At 44.5% G+C, this 20,688-nt stretch carries 21 protein-coding genes; 10 read left to right on the forward strand and 11 right to left on the reverse strand.

What is annotated here, in order from left to right:
* Positions 1 to 60 precede the first annotated feature (60 nt).
* The gene (gene recJ, locus O3Q51_03560) at positions 61 to 1,818 is read left to right on the forward strand and encodes a single-stranded-DNA-specific exonuclease RecJ (GenBank protein ID MCZ4407869.1); all 1,758 of its coding nucleotides are present in this window, start codon (positions 61 to 63) and stop codon (positions 1,816 to 1,818) included.
* Here recJ and O3Q51_03565 read toward each other — a convergent pair.
* From O3Q51_03565 to O3Q51_03585, 5 genes are read right to left on the reverse strand one after another with little or no spacing between them, the layout of a single operon-like run.
* Positions 1,808 to 2,914, reverse strand: a complete 1,107-nt coding sequence (locus tag O3Q51_03565; protein ID MCZ4407870.1) for a mechanosensitive ion channel — start codon at positions 2,912 to 2,914, stop codon at positions 1,808 to 1,810. The two genes, recJ and O3Q51_03565, sit on opposite strands and share 11 nt — an antisense overlap.
* A gap of 4 nt (positions 2,915 to 2,918) precedes the next feature.
* Positions 2,919 to 4,856: a DNA primase gene (gene dnaG / locus O3Q51_03570; protein ID MCZ4407871.1), complete on the reverse strand. Its 1,938-nt coding sequence runs from the start codon at positions 4,854 to 4,856 to the stop codon at positions 2,919 to 2,921.
* A complete protein-coding gene (locus O3Q51_03575; GenBank protein MCZ4407872.1) occupies positions 4,853 to 5,290 on the reverse strand; it encodes a hypothetical protein in 438 nt (145 codons plus the stop codon). The genes dnaG and O3Q51_03575 overlap by 4 nt, the downstream gene beginning before the upstream one ends.
* A gap of 13 nt (positions 5,291 to 5,303) precedes the next feature.
* Positions 5,304 to 6,278 (reverse strand): polyprenyl synthetase family protein, encoded by a 975-nt coding sequence (locus O3Q51_03580; protein MCZ4407873.1) that lies wholly within the window; start codon positions 6,276 to 6,278, stop codon positions 5,304 to 5,306.
* Positions 6,279 to 6,319: 41 nt separating this feature from the next.
* Positions 6,320 to 7,852, reverse strand: a complete 1,533-nt coding sequence (locus tag O3Q51_03585) for a hypothetical protein (protein MCZ4407874.1) — start codon at positions 7,850 to 7,852, stop codon at positions 6,320 to 6,322.
* Between the two features lie 44 nt (positions 7,853 to 7,896).
* Here O3Q51_03585 and O3Q51_03590 point away from each other — a divergent pair, with 44 nt between their 5' ends.
* On the forward strand, positions 7,897 to 8,577 hold the full coding sequence (locus O3Q51_03590) for a hypothetical protein (GenBank protein ID MCZ4407875.1): 681 nt from the start codon (positions 7,897 to 7,899) through the stop codon (positions 8,575 to 8,577).
* A 198-nt stretch (positions 8,578 to 8,775) separates the two neighbouring features.
* On the opposite strand, the gene rlmN is transcribed toward O3Q51_03590, so the two are convergent.
* Positions 8,776 to 9,837 (reverse strand): 23S rRNA (adenine(2503)-C(2))-methyltransferase RlmN, encoded by a 1,062-nt coding sequence (gene rlmN / locus O3Q51_03595; protein MCZ4407876.1) that lies wholly within the window; start codon positions 9,835 to 9,837, stop codon positions 8,776 to 8,778.
* 375 nt (positions 9,838 to 10,212) lie between these two features.
* Here rlmN and O3Q51_03600 point away from each other — a divergent pair, with 375 nt between their 5' ends.
* The 7 genes from O3Q51_03600 to O3Q51_03630 are packed head-to-tail and all read left to right on the forward strand — an operon-like array spanning position 10,213 to position 15,973.
* Positions 10,213 to 11,688 (forward strand): DUF5687 family protein, encoded by a 1,476-nt coding sequence (locus tag O3Q51_03600; GenBank protein MCZ4407877.1) that lies wholly within the window; start codon positions 10,213 to 10,215, stop codon positions 11,686 to 11,688.
* 3 nt (positions 11,689 to 11,691) lie between these two features.
* Positions 11,692 to 12,384 carry an ABC transporter ATP-binding protein gene (locus O3Q51_03605; protein ID MCZ4407878.1) on the forward strand — a complete coding sequence of 231 codons (693 nt, stop codon included), beginning with the start codon at positions 11,692 to 11,694 and terminating at the stop codon, positions 12,382 to 12,384.
* Between the two features lie 53 nt (positions 12,385 to 12,437).
* Positions 12,438 to 12,890: a hypothetical protein gene (locus O3Q51_03610; GenBank protein MCZ4407879.1), complete on the forward strand. Its 453-nt coding sequence runs from the start codon at positions 12,438 to 12,440 to the stop codon at positions 12,888 to 12,890.
* Complete coding sequence (locus tag O3Q51_03615; protein ID MCZ4407880.1) at positions 12,891 to 13,199, forward strand: cytochrome c; 309 nt, start codon at positions 12,891 to 12,893, stop codon at positions 13,197 to 13,199.
* Positions 13,200 to 13,202: 3 nt separating this feature from the next.
* Positions 13,203 to 14,399 (forward strand): GTPase HflX, encoded by a 1,197-nt coding sequence (gene hflX / locus O3Q51_03620; protein MCZ4407881.1) that lies wholly within the window; start codon positions 13,203 to 13,205, stop codon positions 14,397 to 14,399.
* Between the two features lie 11 nt (positions 14,400 to 14,410).
* Complete coding sequence (gene rbfA, locus O3Q51_03625) at positions 14,411 to 14,755, forward strand: 30S ribosome-binding factor RbfA (protein MCZ4407882.1); 345 nt, start codon at positions 14,411 to 14,413, stop codon at positions 14,753 to 14,755.
* Between the two features lie 3 nt (positions 14,756 to 14,758).
* A complete protein-coding gene (locus O3Q51_03630; protein MCZ4407883.1) occupies positions 14,759 to 15,973 on the forward strand; it encodes an ABC transporter permease in 1,215 nt (404 codons plus the stop codon).
* A 182-nt stretch (positions 15,974 to 16,155) separates the two neighbouring features.
* Here the strand turns inward: O3Q51_03630 and dusB are convergent, their stop codons facing one another.
* The gene (dusB, locus tag O3Q51_03635) at positions 16,156 to 17,148 is read right to left on the reverse strand and encodes a tRNA dihydrouridine synthase DusB (protein ID MCZ4407884.1); all 993 of its coding nucleotides are present in this window, start codon (positions 17,146 to 17,148) and stop codon (positions 16,156 to 16,158) included.
* Positions 17,149 to 17,183: 35 nt separating this feature from the next.
* Between dusB and O3Q51_03640 the strand changes: the two genes are divergently transcribed.
* Positions 17,184 to 18,164 (forward strand): CPBP family intramembrane metalloprotease, encoded by a 981-nt coding sequence (locus tag O3Q51_03640; GenBank protein ID MCZ4407885.1) that lies wholly within the window; start codon positions 17,184 to 17,186, stop codon positions 18,162 to 18,164.
* A 159-nt stretch (positions 18,165 to 18,323) separates the two neighbouring features.
* On the opposite strand, the gene O3Q51_03645 is transcribed toward O3Q51_03640, so the two are convergent.
* The 4 genes from O3Q51_03645 to O3Q51_03660 are packed head-to-tail and all read right to left on the reverse strand — an operon-like array spanning position 18,324 to position 20,630.
* Positions 18,324 to 18,791 carry a biopolymer transporter ExbD gene (locus tag O3Q51_03645; GenBank protein MCZ4407886.1) on the reverse strand — a complete coding sequence of 156 codons (468 nt, stop codon included), beginning with the start codon at positions 18,789 to 18,791 and terminating at the stop codon, positions 18,324 to 18,326.
* Between the two features lie 11 nt (positions 18,792 to 18,802).
* Positions 18,803 to 19,516 carry a biopolymer transporter ExbD gene (locus tag O3Q51_03650; protein MCZ4407887.1) on the reverse strand — a complete coding sequence of 238 codons (714 nt, stop codon included), beginning with the start codon at positions 19,514 to 19,516 and terminating at the stop codon, positions 18,803 to 18,805.
* A gap of 11 nt (positions 19,517 to 19,527) precedes the next feature.
* Entirely contained in the window at positions 19,528 to 19,935 is a 408-nt protein-coding gene (locus O3Q51_03655) for a hypothetical protein (protein MCZ4407888.1), read from the reverse strand.
* Between the two features lie 11 nt (positions 19,936 to 19,946).
* Positions 19,947 to 20,630 carry a MotA/TolQ/ExbB proton channel family protein gene (locus O3Q51_03660; GenBank protein ID MCZ4407889.1) on the reverse strand — a complete coding sequence of 228 codons (684 nt, stop codon included), beginning with the start codon at positions 20,628 to 20,630 and terminating at the stop codon, positions 19,947 to 19,949.
* Positions 20,631 to 20,688: the final 58 nt, after the last annotated feature.

Below are 20,688 nucleotides of genomic sequence, written 5' to 3' on the forward strand. Positions count from 1 at the left end.
TAAGTAAAGTTGTTTCGGGTTGCGTGTTTGCTCGCATTTGTAAATGATGAAAACCAAAGAATGGATCGATTAGTAAATAAAGAAAGTGGATTAGAGAGCAAGAAATTTACTTGGAAGAAGTTGAGTGCTCCCAACCGAGAAAGGGTGCGAACGCTCCATGAAAAGTTTCCGAGGCTCCATCCTGTACTGGCAGAGTTGCTGATAGCGAGGGGCTTGAATTCAGTAGAAAAGATCGCCGCGTATTTCTCTACTGACATTGGTGCTCTGCAGAGCGGCACCAAAATGAAGGATTTGGAAAAGGCGGCAGATCGACTGATTGTAGCCATCCAAGAGAACAAAAAAATTAGACTTTACGGCGATTATGATGTGGACGGCACGACGTCCGTGGCTATGATGAGCCTTTTTCTTGAAAACCTGGATGCCGATTTTGATCATTACATACCCGATAGGTACAAAGAGGGTTATGGTGTGAGTGATGCAGGCATAGACGATGCGATTCAATCTGAGGTGAATCTTTTCATCACGCTAGATTGCGGGATCAGGGCTGTAGATAAAATCGAGAGGCTCAAAGATTCGGGGATCGATACTATCATATGCGATCACCACGAAACGGGCGAAAAAGTCCCACCTGCATTTGCCATATTAAATCATAAGCAGGAGGACTGTCCTTATGAAGAGAAGATTCTCTGCGGTTGCGGTGTGGCACTAGCGCTCATTAAGGAAGTTGTGCAAAAGCTAGAGATCGATGACTTTGATTTCGATCGATTTTACGAACTAGCAGCCATTGCGACCTGCAGCGATATTGTTCCGCTCAAGGGAGTGAATCGGGCCATTGTAGCCAAAGGGCTCGAGGTCATATCGAGAAATCCCGGATATGGCGTCAGGGCTTTGCTGGGAAATGCTGGTCATAGCGGTGGAGCTGTTCAAGTCAGCGACATTGTATTCAAGATTGCACCGCGCATCAATGCCGCCGGAAGGATGGATCACGCCAATATCGGAGTGAAACTTCTTCGAGTACAATCCGAGGAAGAAGCGGCTGAACTGGCAGAGATAATCGAGAAGCTAAATATTTCCCGAAAGGAGAGGGACATTATCATAACGGAGGAAGCGCTGGAGCTGATGTTTTCTGAAGACCCCGAGCTGGAAAATGCCGCGACAATCGTGGCCAAAGAATCGTGGCACAAGGGGTTGGTAGGCATTGTGGCATCGCGGCTTATGGAGACATGCTATCGACCCACCATTGTACTCACAGAAATTGCCGGGTGGCTGAGTGGAAGCGCTCGAAGTACTCCCGCTTTCAACCTACACGAGGCACTCACCGTTTGTTCTGAGCATTTGGAAAAATACGGAGGTCATGCGGCAGCGGCAGGCCTTACGCTCAGAAAGGAGAAACTCGATCAGTTCAAGTCAGATTTTGAGGCTTACGCCAAAAGGGTACTCGGTTCGCAGAGAAAATACCCGGCCATTGAAATTGCTTTGGAATTGAATTTCGAAGATTGGCACAATACGGATTATCAGGAATTCTACATTCAGCTAAACAGATTCAGGCCTTATGGCCCTGAAAATTTACCTCCCGTTTTCGCTACACCTCATTGCCGTGCTCGTAATGTGAAAATAGTTGGTGGAACGCATTTGAAATTCACTGTTCACCAAGATGGTAGTGATGAGCGCGAACTTCCTGTGATTGCATTTGGCTTTGCCGATAAATTCGATCACATGGCTTCGGGTGGAGCTTTTGAATTGGCTTACAGCATTGAAGAAAACGTGTGGAAAGATCGAAGAACCCTTCAGCTTGTCGCAAAGGATATTAAGTTTTGAAAGGATCCTGATTGGACGGAGCAATGATGTGAAGATCTCTCTGAGGGAATGGAATGTGAATATTGTGCTTCCTGAATTCCCTGTCTATATCAAAGCGAATTTCACTCTGTAAAGTTTCCACAACCCATGTTTTTTTCGCCCAGAAGAAAACCGTAAAGATCAAAGCACTATCTCCGAAATTATCAAAGCGAACAATGATTTCGCGATTCTTACTCACGTCGGGATGGCGGAGAGCACAATGGTACAGGACATCTTTGACAAGTGCCGTATCACTCCCATACTTTACACCAACTTCTACATTAAATCGAGTCAGTTCGGTTCCATGGCTCCAATTCACCACTTTTTCTCCGATCAGTTTTGAATTGGGAATGATGATGTATTTCCCGTTTCGGGTCAATACCTTGGAAGTACGAATATCTATTTGCTTCACCCGAGCTACCAATCCATCAACTTCTATCACATCTCCCACTTTAATAGGTCCTTCAAAAAGAATGATCAAACCCGAAATGAGATCGTAGAATAAGTACTGCAATCCAAAACCAATACCCACCAAAAGCGCACCTGCACCGGCTAGGATCAACTTCATGTCGATACCGATGCTTGTAAGACCTACCAAGACGGCGAAACCGTATAGGCCGTATTTGGTCAGCTTAAATACGGTGTACTCCTTTCCTTCGTCTACCCAAGTTTTTCGCGAGAAATTCTTTTTGAGAATAATTCGAATCAGTCTGGCAAGGATTCTCGTAATGATGAGGATAATGATGAGAATGAAAACATTCCCAACAGTGATCGTTACTTTTTCAGTGGTGATGAGTTGGTAATCGAAAATAGCTTCCAACAAAGGCATTAGCCCCAAACTCACAACTGCTCCCACCACACCGATCAGTAGAATGATGTTTTTCCCCGATTTGATAAAAAGAGCTTCTCTCTCTTTGTCAAATACATCAAGCGCCCTGATTTGCTTGTGAACGAATACTTTATAAAACCGAAGTACGAGACGCGTCAGGAATATGATAAAGATCAGCGTAAGAATATTTCCTACCGTAACATGTAGCAGATCAGACTCATAGAAGCTATACCCAAAAAAGTCGCTCATATTGCTAGATAATTGTACTTCCGAAAAAATCGCTCAACTGTATTTTCATTTGGTCAAGTTTGATTTTCTCTTGCAAGTGCAAATTTAGTTCTTCTTCGCTCTCTGCGCTCTTGATTGCTTGTTCGACTTCCCGCATCAAGGTTTTAATTTTACTCAGCTTCAATCGCATCAAGGGATCAAAGACGGTTCGGCGTAGGTCTTTCTCTTCAGAGTCGGTGTAGATGCGGTGCTTATCCGCCCAATTTTCGCTCAATTCGTAAGGGCTTGAAATCATCGCAGCAATGGCTTCGCTCAATTCTGCATTTCTCACCAATTTTTCGGTGGTAGGAAAACTCCCTACTTCTTTAAAATGAATTCTGAATCGCTCAATGATACCTCCGAATACTTCTGACTTAAACGAAATTTCATCTTGAAGCAGATCGTGAAGAATGTATTCAGCCACTTGGACTTTTACCTTTTCATCCTCGCCTTCGTCAGACTGTATATCCACTTCGATCTCTTGAGCACCGTAGTTGATCAGAATCCGCGTGACCTCTTTTTCCCAAATGGTAGAATCTGAAACGGGAATAACTCCCTCTTGATCCTCTTTGTGTTGAGGCTCATCGGGAATTGTTTCGGGATCGACTCCTGCTTTTCGGAAAGTTCGCTTTCGCAAAAACTTGTTGAGCTCGTTGAGAAGGGCCTTCTCGGGAATTTCGAGTTTCTTGCTGCAACGTTGAATGTAAATACTGCGCGTAATCTGATCCGTAATGAGCGACAAGCTTTCAACAATTCTTCTTGTCGCCTCCGCTCTTTTAATGGGATCGTCAGGATGACCATCCATCAGGACTTCGATCATAAAGTCCGTAAAATCTTTTGCACCCGTATTAAGGTATTCCTCTAACTCGGTTTGAGACACTGATCGAGCGAATGAGTCAGGGTCGTGTCCTTCCGGGAAAAGCAATACTTTGACCTGAAGCCCCTCTGTCAAGAGAAGGTCTATTCCGCGCAAGGCGGCATTTATTCCCGCTTTGTCCCCGTCGTAGAGAACAGAGACATTTTTCGTGTAGCGCTTGATCAGCTTGGCCTGCTCTGAAGTAAGCGAAGTTCCTGACGAAGCCACTGCGTATTCAACTCCTGCTTGATTGAGCGAGATTACGTCAGTATATCCTTCCACCAAGAAGCACTTGTCTTCTTTTATAATGCTCTGCTTTCCTTCGTAAAGTCCGTAAAGTGTCTTGCTCTTGTCGTAGAGTTCACTTTCGGGAGAGTTGATGTATTTTACCTTATTGTCTGCTTTCAGCGTCCTTCCGGCAAAAGCGATGCAACGACCGCTCACATTTCTGATCGGGAAAATGACCCGACCTCGAAAGAAGTCGTACTTCCCGTAATTCCCCTCTTTGGTCAGCCCCAAATTCAGAAGGTGCTCTTCTTTGTGACCTGCATCTACGGCCGTTTTTAGGAGGGCATCATTTTTTTCCAGTGCATACCCCAGTGCAAACTTGCGGATGGTCTTGTCAGAAAATCCCCTTTCGCGAAAGTAGCTCAGGCCGATGGACTTTCCTTCGTCGTTTTCCCAAAGGTTTTTCTCGAAAGATTCCAAAGCGAATTTGTTGACCAACACCAGGCTTTCGCGGAGGCTCTGATCCTCCTTCTCTTTAGGTCCCATCTCGGTTTCTTCCACCTCAATGGCATACTTATCGGCTATGTATCGAAGCGCCTCAGGATATGACATGTGCTCCAGCTCCATCAGGAAGGTCACGGCGTTTCCACCTTTTCCCGAGCTAAAATCCTTGAAGATTCCTTTTGCCGGCGATACGAAAAACGAAGGCGTTTTTTCATCAGACCACGGACTCAGGCCTTTGAGATTTGAGCCTGCTCTTTTGAGCTGCACGAAGTCGGCGACTACCTCTTCGATACGAGCTGCTTCAAAAATCTTGTCTATGGTATTTCTATTGATCAACGCAGTCCGGTAGAATCGGGTTTAAAAATATTGTCACTCTCAATTATGTCCATATCAACTTTTTCCACCATCGTACCTGTGGTGTCGTAGAATGTCCAAATACCCGATGGCTCGTCATTGTAATAGGCCCCTTGATACCGCATCATTCCATTGGGGTAATAAGTTACGGCATCACCTTCACGGTATCCGTTTCGGTAGGTGGCTTCGCTCCATCGGTAGCCCGTTGGATAAAAAGACTCCCATTTCCCGATTCTTTTTCCGCCTTGGCTTGTGCCTTGCAGCTTTACTGCTCCATTGGGGTGGTACTCCACCACCTGTACAATCTCTCGCGAGCTGAGAGCTCGAGTTGCGTCTTTTTCATCTCCGCTTTGATTGGTCGCGGAGTCGCAAGCGCAAAGGGTCAGCGCGAGTAGAAAGAATACGCGAATTGTCATAAATAAGAAGAGTTTACTTTTTGCGTTCGATCGTGTAATTGACGAGGGCTTCCAAAGAATTTCTGGCCTCGCCTTCTTCAAAAGTATGAAGAATTTCCAAAGCCTCATCTCGGTAGGCGAGCATTTTATCTCGAGCATATTCTATACCTCCTGATGCCATGACATAGTCGATTACTTTCGCTACTCGATTCTTGTCTTCGTGGTGATTTTTCACGGAGTTGATCAACCATTTTCGGTCGCGTCTTTCTGCTTTCGCCAAAGCGTATATCAAAGGCAAGGTCATTTTCTTTTCCTTGATGTCAATCCCGGTTGGCTTGCCAATTTTCCCATTGACGTTGTAGTCAAAAAGGTCATCCTTGAGTTGAAAAGCGATTCCCGTTTTTTCGCCGAAAAGGCGCATTCTCTCCTGCGAATCCAAATCAGTTTTGGAGGAGTGTGCTCCACTTTGGCAGCAAGCTGCAATGAGCGATGCCGTTTTTTGACGGATGATTTCAAAATAAACTTCTTCCGTGATGTCGAGCTTTCGAGCTTTCTCCATTTGCATCAGCTCTCCTTCCGACATTTCCTTCACAGCGTTACTCACGATTTTCAGAAGCTCAAATTCTCCCTCGTCCACACTCATCAGTAGTCCTCGAGAAAGGAGGAAGTCGCCGACCAATACGGCTATCTTATTTTTCCAAAGGGCATTGATCGAAAAGAAACCACGGCGCAAATTGGCATCATCTACCACATCATCGTGAACAAGGGTAGCTGTGTGGAGCAACTCAATCAGAGAGGCCGCCACATAAGTGCTGTCGTTAATGCCTCCGCACATTTTTGCCGATAAGAACACGAACATAGGGCGCATCTGCTTCCCTTTCCGCTTTACAATGTAGTGGGTGATTTTATCGAGCAAGGGGGTCTTGCTCCTCATCGACTCGCGAAAGCGATGCTCAAATTCGTCCATTTCGGCAGAAATGGGAGCTTTTATTTCTTTAACCCCTGTCATTTGATCGGGCAAATATCACAATTCAATCTCACTCTGTGTCGTTATGGGGTCAGTACTTTTATATACCTCGTCCTGTTGCCATTGTAGGTGGTTAATATTTGGCACTTTGTTGTTTTATATTGCTGCTCGGCATCAAGATGATATCCATCTATAGCGTCAGAATTAATTGACATTTTTTCGAGTGAATTCTCACCAAGTATGCAGTAGGTTATGTTTATGTTATTGTCATTATTAAGAGCTCGGTAATCGTTGTACTCCACGGGCGAGAGTGATTCATTGCGCACGTGATCGTTGTAAAAAAACAAGAGCTTGTTGCCCCATTGCGTGGTTACATAAGATGTATATCGGCCGCTACCCTGAGAACTGGATTGGTATTTTGGAATGACGATATTCTCTTCAATCCTCGAGCTCGGTCGGATAGTTGAGATCAATAGCTCTTCATTGTAATGTATAAGAATTACGGTATACATTCTAGACGCGGGGTCATACACCGTTGACTCGCGAGAGTACCTTTTCTCACTTACCATTGTTAGGGATCCGTTGCTTTTTAGGAATACTTTGTCGAGTTTGAAAAGACCCAGATCATCTTCATTATTTTTGATGTCGTGGCGAAACATGAGGCGGAAATCTCTGTCAAATGGGGAAAGGCCTGTGTTTAAAAGCTGTCCCGTATTCGAGTCTATAACCACCGAGAATGTTCCCACCATCGAAGGCTCAACCATATTGCTGTAGTATCCTGCTAGCCATAAATTGGTATCAGGTGTCAATGTGAGCTTCAAGTCATAGAACCATTTATTGCCCAAAGCCAAGGATTTTTCTTTCACTCCTTCTTTTGCGGGATTATAGGTCAGTAACGAATACGAATCTGGCAATACACGAACCTCTGACTCTTTTCGTAATGAGATGATTCCGTGAAAGACTCCGTTGGGAGTCATCACTGCGTCTTCTAGCAATACTTTATCTGAAGGGTAAGGGATTTCAATTTCTTTAGTATCCAAAAGATTGAGCTCCGAGTCGAAATAACGCAAAGCAAATTTTTCGTTTCGAACAGGGTTTTTCTCTTCCGGGATAAAGAGAATTACCTTTTGACTGTCTTCACTTTGGAACATCAAGAATCCATGTTCTGAAATGAGCGCTTCGCGATCAGCGATTCCAATAACAATGGGCTCTTTACTGATTTGTAAATCGTCAGAAATTCGATAAGCCATGATGTAGATATCCGTTCCTTCAGGATCTTCGGCTGTGGCAATCAAAAAGCTGGAATTGGCTGTGGAAATTGGATAGGCCAAAGAGGGAACTCTATTGCTGATTTCAGACGGTGTAAACGAGAGAGTTTTCACTACCGTGAGACTATCGGTTCCTATTTTCTCAATGATGAATTCACCTTTTTTGCGACGATCAGTGCGGATACAGTAGAAGAATTCTTCGCTATGGCCAAAAGTCTCCCAAATGCGATTTCCCTTCTGCTCCTCTAAGTCAGGGCCCACGAAAAACTCCACCTTAGCAGTATCTTGTGCTCTTAGCGAGCAAAATAGAAAAGTCAGAAGAAGAAGTAAGATCGAACTAGGTCGCATGAAATTCTCTATATCTTCGTGGTTGTTACAAAAACCATGTCATTGTGATAGGAAGGTATAAATATATCCTCTTCTTCCTTACTTTCTTGGCCTCAAATGCTTTCGGCCAGACTCAAGAAACCGAGGATTTTGATTTTTATATTCAAGATTCCATTTACTCCGTTAGAAACGCCATAAAGGTAGATCCTGTTCAGATTATTTACGGTGATTACCGACTTTATTATGAGCACATCCTTTCGGGAAGGTTTAGTGTCCAAGTCGGAGCAGGGTTTACCAGAAGAGACTATACCTCTGGATGGTTCGATTACGAACTCGACAACTTTGGAAACAACGTTGACATTAAAACAGGGCCCACTGTTTCTCTTTCTTTCCGACGCTACTTCAAAGACTATGAAGAACTTGGCGGCACATATTTATCGGTAGGAGCGAATTACCGTGAATACAAAAAAGAATTTGCTGTCATCGATACGGCTGGTGCTCTAACTGATTTCACTTTCACTGATGACCGTCGATCTGTGTCGGTTATTTTCAATATTGGTTACCAGGCACTTCCGCTTACAAGTAATGTTTTTGCCGATTTTTACACGGGTCCCGCCATTCGCTTCAAGAATTACGACATCGTGAGAACCACGTCTACCAATGACCCTGAAGCCTATTCGGTTGAAAATTTGGAAGAGTTTGTTTTTGGTTGGGAGCTTGGCGTTAGAATTGGATTTGGATTCTGATAATTGGTATCAAGTATCAAGATGAGAATGCCTGAATAACAGTAAGTTCGCTACTGCTCAATAGAGATTCCAGCGGGAAAACTACATCGATGAATAAGTCATACAAGCAATTCTCTGCGGACTCAGCGCCTTCTCATTTTTCTCTGCGAGAACCCGCATAGTCCCGTGTTTGAAGAACAGTTTTAATCAGCCTCACGGCTAGTCAGTGATTTTCAAAGCCGCCTTGTTCTTATTCGCCAATTGGCCGCAGGCTGCATCGATATCTTTTCCACGGCTGCGTCTCACATTCACAATGATGTTCCGACTTTCAAGGTATTCTGCGAAAGCGTCCACCTTTTCGGGATCAGCTTGTTTGAATTCACCATCATCGATGGGGTTGTACTCGATGATGTTGATTTTGCAGGGAACGATCATCGCGAAGTCGGCGAGTTCACGGGCATCTTCTAATTCGTCGTTGAAATCCTTGAAAATGATGTACTCGTAGGTGACTCTGCTTCCCGTTTTGTCATAGAAATACCTCAGGGCATCGGCCAAAACATCGAGATTGTTCGACTCATTGATTGGCATGATTTTGTTGCGCTTTTCGTCGTTCGCAGCGTGGAGCGACAGGGCCAAGTTGAAACGCACCTCGTCGTCACCCATTTTCTCAATCATTTTGGCAATTCCCGCTGTCGAGATGGTCATACGTGTGGGAGACATACCGAGGCCTTTGTCGTCCGAAATTCTGAATGTCGATTCGAGTACGTTCTGGTAATTGAGCAAAGGTTCGCCCATGCCCATGTATACGATGTTTGACAAAGGCTTGTCCCGAAGGATTTCCGCATCGCGGTAGATTTCGGCTACTTGATCGTAAATTTCGTAAGCCTCCAGATTTCGCAAACGCTTAAGCCGACCGGTAGCGCAGAATTTACAGCTTAAGCTACACCCTACTTGGGAAGAAATACAAGCAGTCGTTCTGTTTTTTGTTGGAATCAATACGCCTTCTACCACTGGACCGTCGCTCATTTTGAACGCATATTTGATGGTACCGTCGGCGCTGACTTGCTTGTCGGCTATCCGCATGGTTCGGATTTTGAACTTTTCCTCTAGCTTTTCTCGGAGTGCTGCCGGTAGGTTCGTCATCTCCTCAAAGGTCCTCGCTCTTTTCGTCCATAGCCACTCAAAGACCTGCTTTCCGCGAAATGGTTTCTCACCCATCTCACTAAAAAGCGCGATTAGCTCATCCTTGCTCAGCTTCCTGATGTCGACTTGATTCTTCATTGCCGCAAAGGTAGGGAATCGAAGTTTCGGGTGGATAGGGACAATTTGAGGTATTTTTGAAGGGTTGGCTTTACGCTCTTCGGTTTTGAGAAGGCCGTGCTAAGTTGATCATGGTTTTTGCGAAATGCAAAAACACACCAAAACCATTCGACTCTTTTCTCTCCACCGAGGACTTCGCTGCGCTTCACCCTCGGCTGTGGAATGACGTGCTTTCAGCGTTTGAGTGAAGTAAACGGGGCTTTTCGGATTTCTCTTGGGACTCACAGACCACTCCCTTGAATGGGTTATCACTTAAAATCCTCCATCATCAAGCTAATTCCCCTTTCATCAAAATTTTAATGACAATCTATGGCCCTCTGCATTATATTGTGCCTCATGAAAAAACCGAATTTTCTCAAACATGCCTGGTTGTCGTTCAGACGATCGCCTGCCTTGACACAGAATCTCTTGCAAACTCTGTTTCTCGCATTTTTTGGTTTTTACATTGCTGTATCTTTCTTGATATCGGGATTGGTCGCAGGTGAGTTGATTCGCGATTTTTTCCCGGGAAGGAATGTGCTCGGAATGGCAGGAGCCTTCTTGATTTACTATTTACCCATGGATATCCTGATGCGCTACTTTTTACAAAAGTTTCCTACGCTATCTATCAGACCATATCTTCTCCTGCCCGTGTCTAAATCGGCGATGATTCACTATTTACTGCGTCGATCGCTCTTTAGCTTTTATAGCTTTCTACCGCTTTTTCTAACTTTTCCATTTTTCATGGTTGAAGTATTACCAAATGCTTCGAGCACAGAAGCCGTTGGATTTATCATAATGGTTTTGGGTCTCATTGTTTCGTCCAACTACATCTCATTCTGGGTATCTAAAGCCTCTGATTTTAACAATGCTTTTTCAATTGTTCTACTCCTATTACTCTTCGGTTTCTTGTTTTTAGAGTACAAAGGCATCACCTCCTTCTTTCCATACTTAGAGTCGGCAGCTACGGCATTTTTCACCAATCCCATTTGGTGGGCCATACCCATTCTGATATCCGTGGGGGTTTATCTCTACCTTTTCAGTTACTTCAAAAAGTACCTGACAGCGGAGAAAGAGTCAAAGGATGAGACGTATCTACAAAATATAAATCTTGGTTTTTTCGGTCGGTTTGGTCGCGCAGGTCGCCTAATGGATTTGGAGCTCAGACTACTGCTCCGCTCCAAACGAGCCCGCTCTTACCTGCTTATGTCACTGGCCATTTTGTTCTTGCCTTTGGCAATGGGTGTTATGGAAGGATCCGAAAAAGAGTTCTATTACCTGCTCTTCGGTTTGTTTATGACAGGCATGATTGCTTTGAACCACGGCCAGTTGATGCTTTCATGGAATAGCCTCCATTTTGATTTGTTGCTTTCCCGAGGAAATACCATCCAGGATATTTTCAGAGCCAAGTACTACATCTTGGCATTGAGTTGCGCAGTGACCTATGTCCTTACGCTGCCTTACGTTTTTTACGACCCGATGATTGTAGTGTTCAATACTGCCCTTCTCTTCATCAATATGTCCTTTAGTATTTACATGTACATGGCTCTTGCCAGTTACAATTCCTTAAGGGTAGACCCCAATGAAGGGGGTTCCTTTAGCATGAGTGGTTTCGGTGCGGCTCATTACCTGATAGGTATTCCGATTATGATTTTTCCGATTGTCCTCTTCTATGTGGGAAAATTGGGTTTTGGTTCCATCACAGGCGGTATTCTTACTCTTCTTGTGGTTGGAGTTTTGGCCACTATCTTTCATCAGCGGGTCATTGATGCCTGCGTCAAACTATTTACGAGAAATCGATACAAAATCGCAGCGGCGTTTAGAAAAGCATAGACTATGATAAAAGTTGAAAACCTTAGAAAAGAATACAGCGGGAAGGAAGTCCTGAATATCGCTGACCTCAACATTGAGAAAGGAGAAATCGTGGGTTTGGTGGGAAATAACGGTGCGGGAAAGACGACACTTTTCAGCCTGATTTTAGATTTGATCAAAGCAACCAGCGGCAAGGTTTTGTCAAATGAAAAGGATGTGAGCCAATCCGAAGATTGGAAGATGTACACCTCGGCTTATCTCGATGATGGTTTCCTCATCAACTTTCTCACTGCCGATGAGTACTTCGAATTTGTCGGCGGACTCTTTGATCACAGTAAAACGGATGTACAAGCTTTTGTACAGCAGTTTGAGCCAATCTTCAACGGTGAGGTGCTCGGGCAAAAAAAATTTATTCGTCAACTTTCAATGGGGAACCGCAAGAAAGTTGGGTTGATTGGCGCCTTGATAGGAAACCCTGAACTTGTTTTATGGGATGAACCATTTTCTAATCTTGATCCTTCCACTCAAATCAGGGTAAGGAACATCGTAAAAGAGCATTCGGATAATCGAACCTTTTTAGTGAGCAGCCATGATCTTCACCACATTGCTGAGGTTTGCACGCGAATTATAATTCTTGATCACGGAAAGGTGGTTCGAGATGTGAAGAATTCTCCCGAGATGAAGGAGGACTTGTTCGAGTTTTTCGAGGTCAAATAACGAACCCTCAGAGCTACACGCCTTTTCTTACTTTTGTAGGAAATTGACGTGAAATGATAACAGGTATTACTCATCTACACTCTTTGCTTCGCTGGTTGGCGCTTATTGCCATAGTGATTGCGATTTTTCAGTCACTTCGCGGGATGACCGGCGGAAAGGATTATACTGCTAAAGACAACCGTTGGTCGTTGATCACGCTCATTACTTTCCACCTGCAACTCGTTTTGGGACTGGTACTTTACTTCGGTAAAGGCTGGTATGCTCAATTGGGCGACATGTCCAATGCGGTCGTGCGGTTTTGGAGTCTGGAGCATCTCGTGGCAATGTTAATCGCCATCGCTTTGGTGACAATCGGTCGAATCAGCGCCAAAAAAGCGTCGAGCGCAAAAGTCAAACACAAACGTCAATTTTGGTATTTCACGATCGCCTTATTGATCGTTTTGGCAAATATCCCATGGCCTTTCAGAGAGCCTGGAATCGCCAGAGGTTTATTCCCGGGAATGTAAATGAGAAACTTGTCCTTCATATTGTTTTTTTGCCTTTTGGTTTGTTCTTGCGGCGGAGGTAGTTCATCTCAATCGGCCGATGAAAAAATCTCTGGCCCGAAGATTTACAAAACGCATTGTGCGATTTGTCACGGCGATGATGGCCGAAAGGGCTTTGCCGATGCGAAAGTGTTGCCTAAGTCAGCATTGACTTTGGAAGAGCGTATTCTCTTGATTACGAATGGAAGAAACACCATGATGCCTTACAGCGGCGTGTTATCGGAAGATGAGATTGAAGCCGTGGCCCAGTATACCTTATCTTTAAAGTAATTTATGGCACAAAATATCTCTACTGAACCACAAGTGGAAACCGCCGTTTTGGTGGGAGTCATTTCACGCGATGAAACGACTGAAATAGTAGATGATCATTTGGATGAATTGGCCTTTTTGGCCAGAACTGCGGGAATAGAAACCCAAAAGATGTTCACCCAAAAGCTTGATTCTCCTGACACACGTACCTTTTTAGGAAAAGGTAAAATTCAGGAGGTCAAAGAATACGTCGAAGAAAATGAGATCGATATGGTCATCTTCGACGATGATTTGAGTCCATCTCAAATGCGGAACATCGAGAAGTATTTTGAGAAGAAGATTTACGACCGCAGTTTGCTCATCCTTGACATTTTTATGCTTCGTGCCCGATCGGCTCAGGCCAAAACGCAGGTAGAGCTGGCTCGATCGGAATATTTGCTTCCTCGCTTAACGCGAATGTGGACTCACCTTGAGCGGCAGCGTGGTGGAACGAGCACGCGTGGTGGAGCAGGAGAGAAAGAGATAGAGACGGATAGAAGGATGATCCGAAACAAGATCACCAAGTTGAAGGAGCGATTGAAGCAAATCGACAAGCAAATGAGCACCCAACGTGGTAATCGAGGTGCAATCGTTCGAACGGCTCTGGTGGGATATACCAATGCCGGGAAGTCTACCTTAATGAACCTTTTGAGCAAATCAGAAGTCTTCGCAGAAGACAAGCTTTTCGCCACTTTAGATACGACGGTGCGGAAAGTTGTGTTTGGAAATCTACCCTTTCTGCTCACCGATACAGTGGGGTTTATCCGAAAATTGCCTACTCAACTTATCGAGTCTTTTAAGAGCACTTTGGATGAGGTACGAGAAGCGGACGTGTTGATTCACGTGGTAGATATTTCGCATCCCAATTTTGAAGATCACTACAATACGGTGAAGCAAACCTTGAGTGATATTGATAGTGCTGACAAGCCGACTATCGTGGTATTCAACAAGGTCGATGCTTATAAGCCAAAGCCGGTAGATCCGCAGGACATTGATCCTGATGTAATTACTGATCCTCTGGAGCAATTGAAAAATACTTGGATGTCCCGAGTAGAGGGAGATGAAGTTGTTTTCATCTCGGCGCTCAAAAAACAAAACATTGAGGAGCTTCGCGAAAAGGTCTACGACCAAGTGAAAGAAATCCACAGCAAGCGCTATCCATACCACACCTACCTGTACTAAAGACTGAACCCATGCCCAGCATACGCCAAGAAAAAGTTGCTAAACTCATTCAGCAAGAACTCGCGATTATATTTCAGCAACATTCGAGAGATCTTTTCGGGGGTGCTTTCATTACTGTGACGGTAGTGAGGATGAGCCCCGATTTAGGATTTGCCAAGACTTTTTTGAGTTTTTTCGCTCCCGGCAAAGAGAGTAAAGAAGAGATTTTGGAAATCGTCCGCGCCAAATCATCCAAGATTCGGGGGATTTTGGGAAATAAGGTTGGTAAGCAATTACGAATCGTTCCCGAGTTGGCCTTCTTTATCGACGACAGTCTCGACTACTCTGAGAAAATTGATGATCTTCTGAAAGAGTAGCCTGTGGATCTGAGTTTTTTCATTGCCAAGCGATACCTCTTTTCGAAAAAATCTCTTTCGATAATCACCATTATGAGCATGATCAGTATGCTGGTGGTGGCTGCGGTAACCATGGCCATGGTGGTAATTCTATCGGCTTTCAACGGCATTGAGTCATTGATCGATAGCCGTTATAGTTATTTCGATTCCGATCTTTCGGTCATTCCGCTTACCAACAAAGTTTTTAGTACCGACAGTCTTGACTGTCTGGACTTGCAGAATGTTGAAGGGGTCAGGCATTGTGCGCTTTCTATCGAGGAGAGGGTCTTTGCCCAATACGAGGACAATCAGCGCATCGTGATTTTGAAAGGAGTCGAAGACTCATTCATCAGCGAATCCGGCTTGGACAGCATGATCATTGATGGGGAGGCCCGTTTGTACTTGGAAGACACTCCGCAGGCGGTGATCGGTATTGGGGTGAAGTACGATCTCGATCTGAGACTATTCGAGCAGGTTTTCAACCCACTTAGGCTTTCGGCCGTAATCCGCGGAAAAGAACTACGACGAAATCTAACCGAAGCATTGAACAGAAAGAATATTCCCGTCGCAGGAGTATTTACAATTAATATCGATTTTGACTCAGACTATGTGATTGTGCCGCTTAAGTATGCCTCTGATTTGTTGGAGTTCTACAATGAGTATTCCACCGTAGACATTCGAATCAAAGAAGGTGCCGACATGGAAGCTGTTCAGGCTGCACTTCAAGAAGTGGTTGGTGAAAACTACCGTGTGAGAAGTCGGCTCGAAAAAAATGAGATTATCTACAAATCGAATAAGACAGAGAAGTGGGCCACTTTTTTAATCATGGCCTTTATCATGCTCATCGCTACGTTTAACATCATTGCCGCACTTACGCTATTGATCAATGAGAAGCGTCACGACATCGCCGTACTCACGGGTATGGGAGCTACGGTAAAATCCATTCGGCGTATTTTCTTTTTGGAAGGAGCATTGATCAATACAATCGGAGCTTTGGTGGGGATGGTCTTAGGACTTCTCTTCGTCTACCTGCAACAAGAGCTAGGACTCATCCGATTGGAAGGTGGACTGGTCGAGTTCTATCCCGTCGAAATGGAGTTTACGGATTTCATCGCCATTTTTGGTTTGGTTGTGTTCTGCGGAATTCTATCGAGCATTGCTCCCGTTCGGTTTTTCACGAGGAAGTACGCGTCGATCTAGTCGTCAATAGCTAGTATTCACAACAACTTGTCGTCTTGGTAAGAAATGGGCTCCTTATCACGCTTTAACCGCCGTGCCACGTTGTCCTCGTGGTTCAATAAAGTGAGCAAAGCGAACCCTCTTCTTCAAAATCTATTCGTCTGTATTCGTGAAATTCGTGGACACTGAGTGAGCGAAGCGAACTACGCGAACTCGAAATTCCCATATTTCTCCTTCACTTCAAGAAGCAACTCTCGCACACATTCGGGATTATCTTCCGTTACGAGCTTAATACGGTGTTCCTTGAAATCTTGAATTCCGCGGAAGTAGTTTCCGTAATGACGACGCATTTCCACCACTCCAAGTTTTTCACCTTTCCACTTGAGGCCCATTTCAAAATGAGCTAGAGCTGCTTCTACGCGCTCGTTCATCTGTGGTGGAGCCATTGTCTCTCTGGTTTTGATGAAGTGCTTGATTTCGCGGAAAATCCACGGATAACCGATGCTGGCTCTGCCAATCATCACTCCGTCTACCCCATAGCGGTTTTTGTATTCCAATGCTTTTTGCGGAGTGTTGATATCACCGTTGCCAAAAACAGGAATCTGTAAACGCGGGTTGTTTTTAGTCTCGGCGATTAACGACCAATCAGCTTCCCCCTTGTACATCTGCTGTCGCGTGCGCCCATGGATGCTGATCGCTTGGATGCCCACGTCTTGAAGACGCTCAGCCACATCGACGATGTACTTAGTGTCCTCATTCCAACCTAGTCGGGTTTTCACCGTTACAGGTAGGTTGGTCGATTTCACCACAGCTTCTGTCAGCTTCACCATTTTCGGTATGTCCTGAAGAATTCCAGCTCCTGCGCCTTTGCAGGCTACTTTCTTTACCGGGCAACCGAAGTTGATATCGAGAATGTCAGGGTTGGTTTGCTCCACGATGCGCGCCGATTCCATCATTGGCTCCAAATCGCTTCCGAAAATTTGGATTCCGATGGGCCGTTCGTATTCGTAAATATCGAGTTTTTGTACGCTTTTCGCTGCATCGCGAATCAGACCTTCGGAGCTGATAAACTCCGTGTACATCAAGTCAGCTCCGTGTTTTTTGCACAAGGCTCGAAAAGGTGGATCGCTCACATCCTCCATCGGAGCAAGCAAAAGAGGAAAGTCCCCCAAGTCAATATTCGCTATCTTCGCCATCTTTAATTGACTGCAAAATTAAACATTCCCAACCGATGGGTTCAAGGCCTTTTTCAAATGCCGATCCGTTTCTTCAGATAATCGTTCTTTTTCTCATTGCTTTTTTCTGTGTAGGCGTTTTTATGCTCATGGGGCAAGGATTGCTGAATGCCTTATGGGGCGTGAATCTCTTTGAGAATCCGAGCGCACTTTCAGACTACGAAAACGAGCATGTTGTCCAAATGAATCGACTGCTGCTTTTCTTTCAGCATTTGGGATTATTTGTGGTTCCGGCGCTCATTTTCGGTCGCTTGAGCTCTACCGATTGGAAGAAATACTTGGGTTTTCGCTTTGTGATGCCTCGTATCGCTATTGCTTCTGTATTGGTTATGGTCGCCGCGCTTCCACTGATAAATGTCTTGGCATGGCTTAACGAAGGGCTTGTTCTTCCCGAATTTTTGTCGGGCTTAGAAGAAGCTTTTGCAGGAATGGAGGAAACCGCTCAAAAATTGACAATGGCGATTGCCGGCACCGGAAGTATCGTATCGTTGGCGATTAATATTGTCCTTGTGGCACTTTTACCCGCCCTTGGTGAGGAGATGGTTTTCAGAGGGCTGTTGATTCCCATCTTAAGGAAGTGGACAGGCAATGTACACGTTGCAGTATGGACTTCGGCATTTCTGTTTAGCGCTATGCACTTTCAGTTTTATGGCTTTTTGCCAAGGTTTGTGTTAGGCGCCTTATTGGGTTATTTATTCGTTTGGTCAAAGTCTATATGGGCTCCCGTTTTGGCCCATTTTGTAAACAATGCATTGGCCCTGTTCTTGCTCTTTATGATTGCTAGAGGGAATATTTCTGAAGAAGTAGATTCTTTTGACCCCGAATTAAGCGACTGGCTGTTGGTAGTTGCTTCTGCCATCGCCGTGAGCGGATTAATCTTCTACATCATGAAATATGCTAAGGGCTGGAAAGACAATCGACAGGCTCAGCTATTGCAGCAAGGTATCGAGGAAAACCCATTGGAAGAGAGCGAATAGAACGCTTTCTACTTTCCGTTTTAGATAAACAAGTGACTGACTACTCGGGTGAATCCTAGGTTGAAACGGATGTTTACGTGCACGTTCAGAGGGACTACAGGAAAACAAAAAGTCCATCAACCGAAAGGTAGATGGACTTTTTCTTTTGTTCGATTATTCTCAGTTGTCTAAAGCTGATCCTTTGTTAACCGAGTAGTTAATTTTAAGGGCCTGCGCTTCTCTTAACTCCTGTTTGATATCTGTAACCACACCCATTTGAACATCACTATCTACTTTTAGTGAAGTTGTAATCAGGGGTTTCTCAGCTTCATCTCTCTTATCGCGGTTTTCCTTAATCCAAAATTGGATGTCAGCTACTTCCGCAAAAGCGTCGTCAAGCTGAATCTTTGGCTCTGTTCCGAAACGCGTATCGATTGGAGTTCCGACATTGATGTAATCTACCAATGACTTCTTTTCAAGCTTCTCCGTTTCCGTAGCGCTAGGTTTGCTGATAGACACCTTTGGATCGTCCTCACGCATTACCGTTACCACCATAAAGAAGAACAGGAGCATGAAGATGATATCCGGAAGAGACGCCGTTGAAACGGCGGGAGTTCCTTTTTTACCTTTTCGTGTGAATTTGCTCATAATATCCTTTTTTAATTTCCTCCGGAAATATCCTTTGGTTCGGCTTCTGAGATTCTTTGAGGATAAACTGCTCTGACTGCTAAAATCTTCGGCTTATCTTCTGAGAGAGCAGGGTTCAATTCGCTGTAAGCAACGCCAAATTTCTCTTCAGATAATTCGTTTCTCAACTCATTGATCGCGGCGCTCAATTCATTCTGTACAGTAATATACATGGAATACTTCGTACCACGGTCGTTTTGTAAAGAGATCAAGGCAGACGTAGGAAGTTCGTCGTACTCACCGATCAACTCGATGGCAGACATTTTTCCTTGCCACTTCTTGAGATCACTTTTCAGCGTCTTATTCGTTGGATCTTTGGCTAAAGCCTGCTGAAGAATATTGATATTCTCTTGAACGTTTGATCTTGTTTGTCGAGTTAATATCGGCAAATCAGGATCCTGATTTGGGTTGGTGTAGAACATTTTCGCACCCTCTTTCAAGTCGCGAACATCCATCCTTTCGTTTTCTACTAGGAGTTGATTTCTGCTGTTTACCAATACCTCATAAACGTTCCGCTTCTTAACAGGCGGTGGCTCGGGCATATCTTCCGGTATTGGCGGAGGCAATTGCCTTAAAATTCCGATGTCTTGATCCATGGTGGTTGTCACCAGGAAGAAGATGAGAAGCAAGAAGGCAATATCAGCCATAGAGCCGGCATTTATTTCTTGCAAAGGTCTTCTGGCCATGTCTTCAGGGTTTATTTAAATATACGTACTACTTCTCCTATTATTGCCAAGAATACAGCTCCCACAACGAGAACGTACATCAACATAAGACCTGCACCGCTAAATTGCGAGGCGGTCGTCGTAATGTCTTCTCCATAGCGAGTAACATCATCGGAAGCTATGCTGTAGCAGATGAATGCTAACACAATGAATCCGATGATCCCTATGAGTAGAGACATATTTTTCTTCAAATTCGTCAATAGTTGCACAAGACCAAAGATGATGGCAGCGCCACCTGCAACGATCATACAACCATAAACAAGGTAAAGCGACGGACTGATTGAAGCCTCATATCCTATGGCTATTCGGATCGTAAGAATCAATCCGATAACTATAATTAGGAATGAAAGGCCGGTCAATCCGGTACCTAGTTTCTTCATATCCATAATTACTACGCTTTAGTTGTTTTGTGACGAAGAAGCATATCTACCAAAGAGATAGAAGCATCTTCCATATCATTTACGATTCCGTCTACTTTAGAAACGATGTAATTGTAAAAAATCTGAAGGATGATGGCTACGATAAGTCCCGATACCGTGGTGATCAATGCCACCTTAATACCAGTTGCAACTACACCGGGAGAGATGTTGTTTTCACGAGCGATCGCTTCGAATGCATCGATCATACCAATTACCGTTCCCATGAAACCTAGCATTGGCGCAAGAGCGATAAAGAGTGAAATCCAAGAAAGCCCTTTTTCCAAAAGACCCATTTGCACACCTCCGTAAGAAACAACTGATTTTTCAACCATATCGATTCCTTCGTCGTAGCGCTCCAAACCTTGATAGAAGATAGAAGCGATAGGACCTCGAGTATTGCGACAAACGTCTTTTGCAGCTTCAACTCCTCCTGATGCCAATGCATCTTCAACGTCTTTCAAAAGTTTCACTTTGTTGGTAGAAGCCATGTTGAGGTAAATAATACGCTCAATACACAATGCCAGACCAAGGATCAAACAGATCAATACGAAGGACATAAAGAATGGTCCACCATCGATGAATGTGTCTTTTATTCTTTGGTGAAACGTTTGTTGGGTTTCAACTGCAGCAGTCTCCTCATCCATGGTCTCTGCCATAGTTTCTTCGACAACAGGCTCGGCCTCTTCCATTACTTCTTCTTCGGCAGCTGAGTCA

The sequence above is a fragment of the Cryomorphaceae bacterium 1068 genome (genome assembly GCA_027214385.1).
Classification (GTDB): domain Bacteria; phylum Bacteroidota; class Bacteroidia; order Flavobacteriales_D; family Cryomorphaceae; genus JAKVAV01.

Excerpts from the sequence above, each read along its gene's own strand:
- recJ (MCZ4407869.1), top strand. The coding sequence starts at position 61 with ATGGATCGATTAGTAAATAAAGAAAGTGGATTAGAGAGCAAGAAATTT.
- O3Q51_03565 (MCZ4407870.1), bottom strand. The coding sequence starts at position 2,914 with ATGAGCGACTTTTTTGGGTATAGCTTCTATGAGTCTGATCTGCTACAT.
- O3Q51_03575 (MCZ4407872.1), bottom strand. The coding sequence starts at position 5,290 with ATGACAATTCGCGTATTCTTTCTACTCGCGCTGACCCTTTGCGCTTGC.
- O3Q51_03580 (MCZ4407873.1), bottom strand. The coding sequence starts at position 6,278 with ATGACAGGGGTTAAAGAAATAAAAGCTCCCATTTCTGCCGAAATGGAC.
- O3Q51_03585 (MCZ4407874.1), bottom strand. The coding sequence starts at position 7,852 with ATGCGACCTAGTTCGATCTTACTTCTTCTTCTGACTTTTCTATTTTGC.
- rlmN (MCZ4407876.1), bottom strand. The coding sequence starts at position 9,837 with ATGAAGAATCAAGTCGACATCAGGAAGCTGAGCAAGGATGAGCTAATC.
- O3Q51_03600 (MCZ4407877.1), top strand. The coding sequence starts at position 10,213 with ATGAAAAAACCGAATTTTCTCAAACATGCCTGGTTGTCGTTCAGACGA.
- O3Q51_03605 (MCZ4407878.1), top strand. The coding sequence starts at position 11,692 with ATGATAAAAGTTGAAAACCTTAGAAAAGAATACAGCGGGAAGGAAGTC.
- O3Q51_03610 (MCZ4407879.1), top strand. The coding sequence starts at position 12,438 with ATGATAACAGGTATTACTCATCTACACTCTTTGCTTCGCTGGTTGGCG.
- O3Q51_03615 (MCZ4407880.1), top strand. The coding sequence starts at position 12,891 with ATGAGAAACTTGTCCTTCATATTGTTTTTTTGCCTTTTGGTTTGTTCT.
- hflX (MCZ4407881.1), top strand. The coding sequence starts at position 13,203 with ATGGCACAAAATATCTCTACTGAACCACAAGTGGAAACCGCCGTTTTG.
- rbfA (MCZ4407882.1), top strand. The coding sequence starts at position 14,411 with ATGCCCAGCATACGCCAAGAAAAAGTTGCTAAACTCATTCAGCAAGAA.
- dusB (MCZ4407884.1), bottom strand. The coding sequence starts at position 17,148 with ATGGCGAAGATAGCGAATATTGACTTGGGGGACTTTCCTCTTTTGCTT.
- O3Q51_03640 (MCZ4407885.1), top strand. The coding sequence starts at position 17,184 with ATGGGTTCAAGGCCTTTTTCAAATGCCGATCCGTTTCTTCAGATAATC.
- O3Q51_03645 (MCZ4407886.1), bottom strand. The coding sequence starts at position 18,791 with ATGAGCAAATTCACACGAAAAGGTAAAAAAGGAACTCCCGCCGTTTCA.
- O3Q51_03650 (MCZ4407887.1), bottom strand. The coding sequence starts at position 19,516 with ATGGCCAGAAGACCTTTGCAAGAAATAAATGCCGGCTCTATGGCTGAT.
- O3Q51_03655 (MCZ4407888.1), bottom strand. The coding sequence starts at position 19,935 with ATGAAGAAACTAGGTACCGGATTGACCGGCCTTTCATTCCTAATTATA.
- O3Q51_03660 (MCZ4407889.1), bottom strand. The coding sequence starts at position 20,630 with ATGGCAGAGACCATGGATGAGGAGACTGCTGCAGTTGAAACCCAACAA.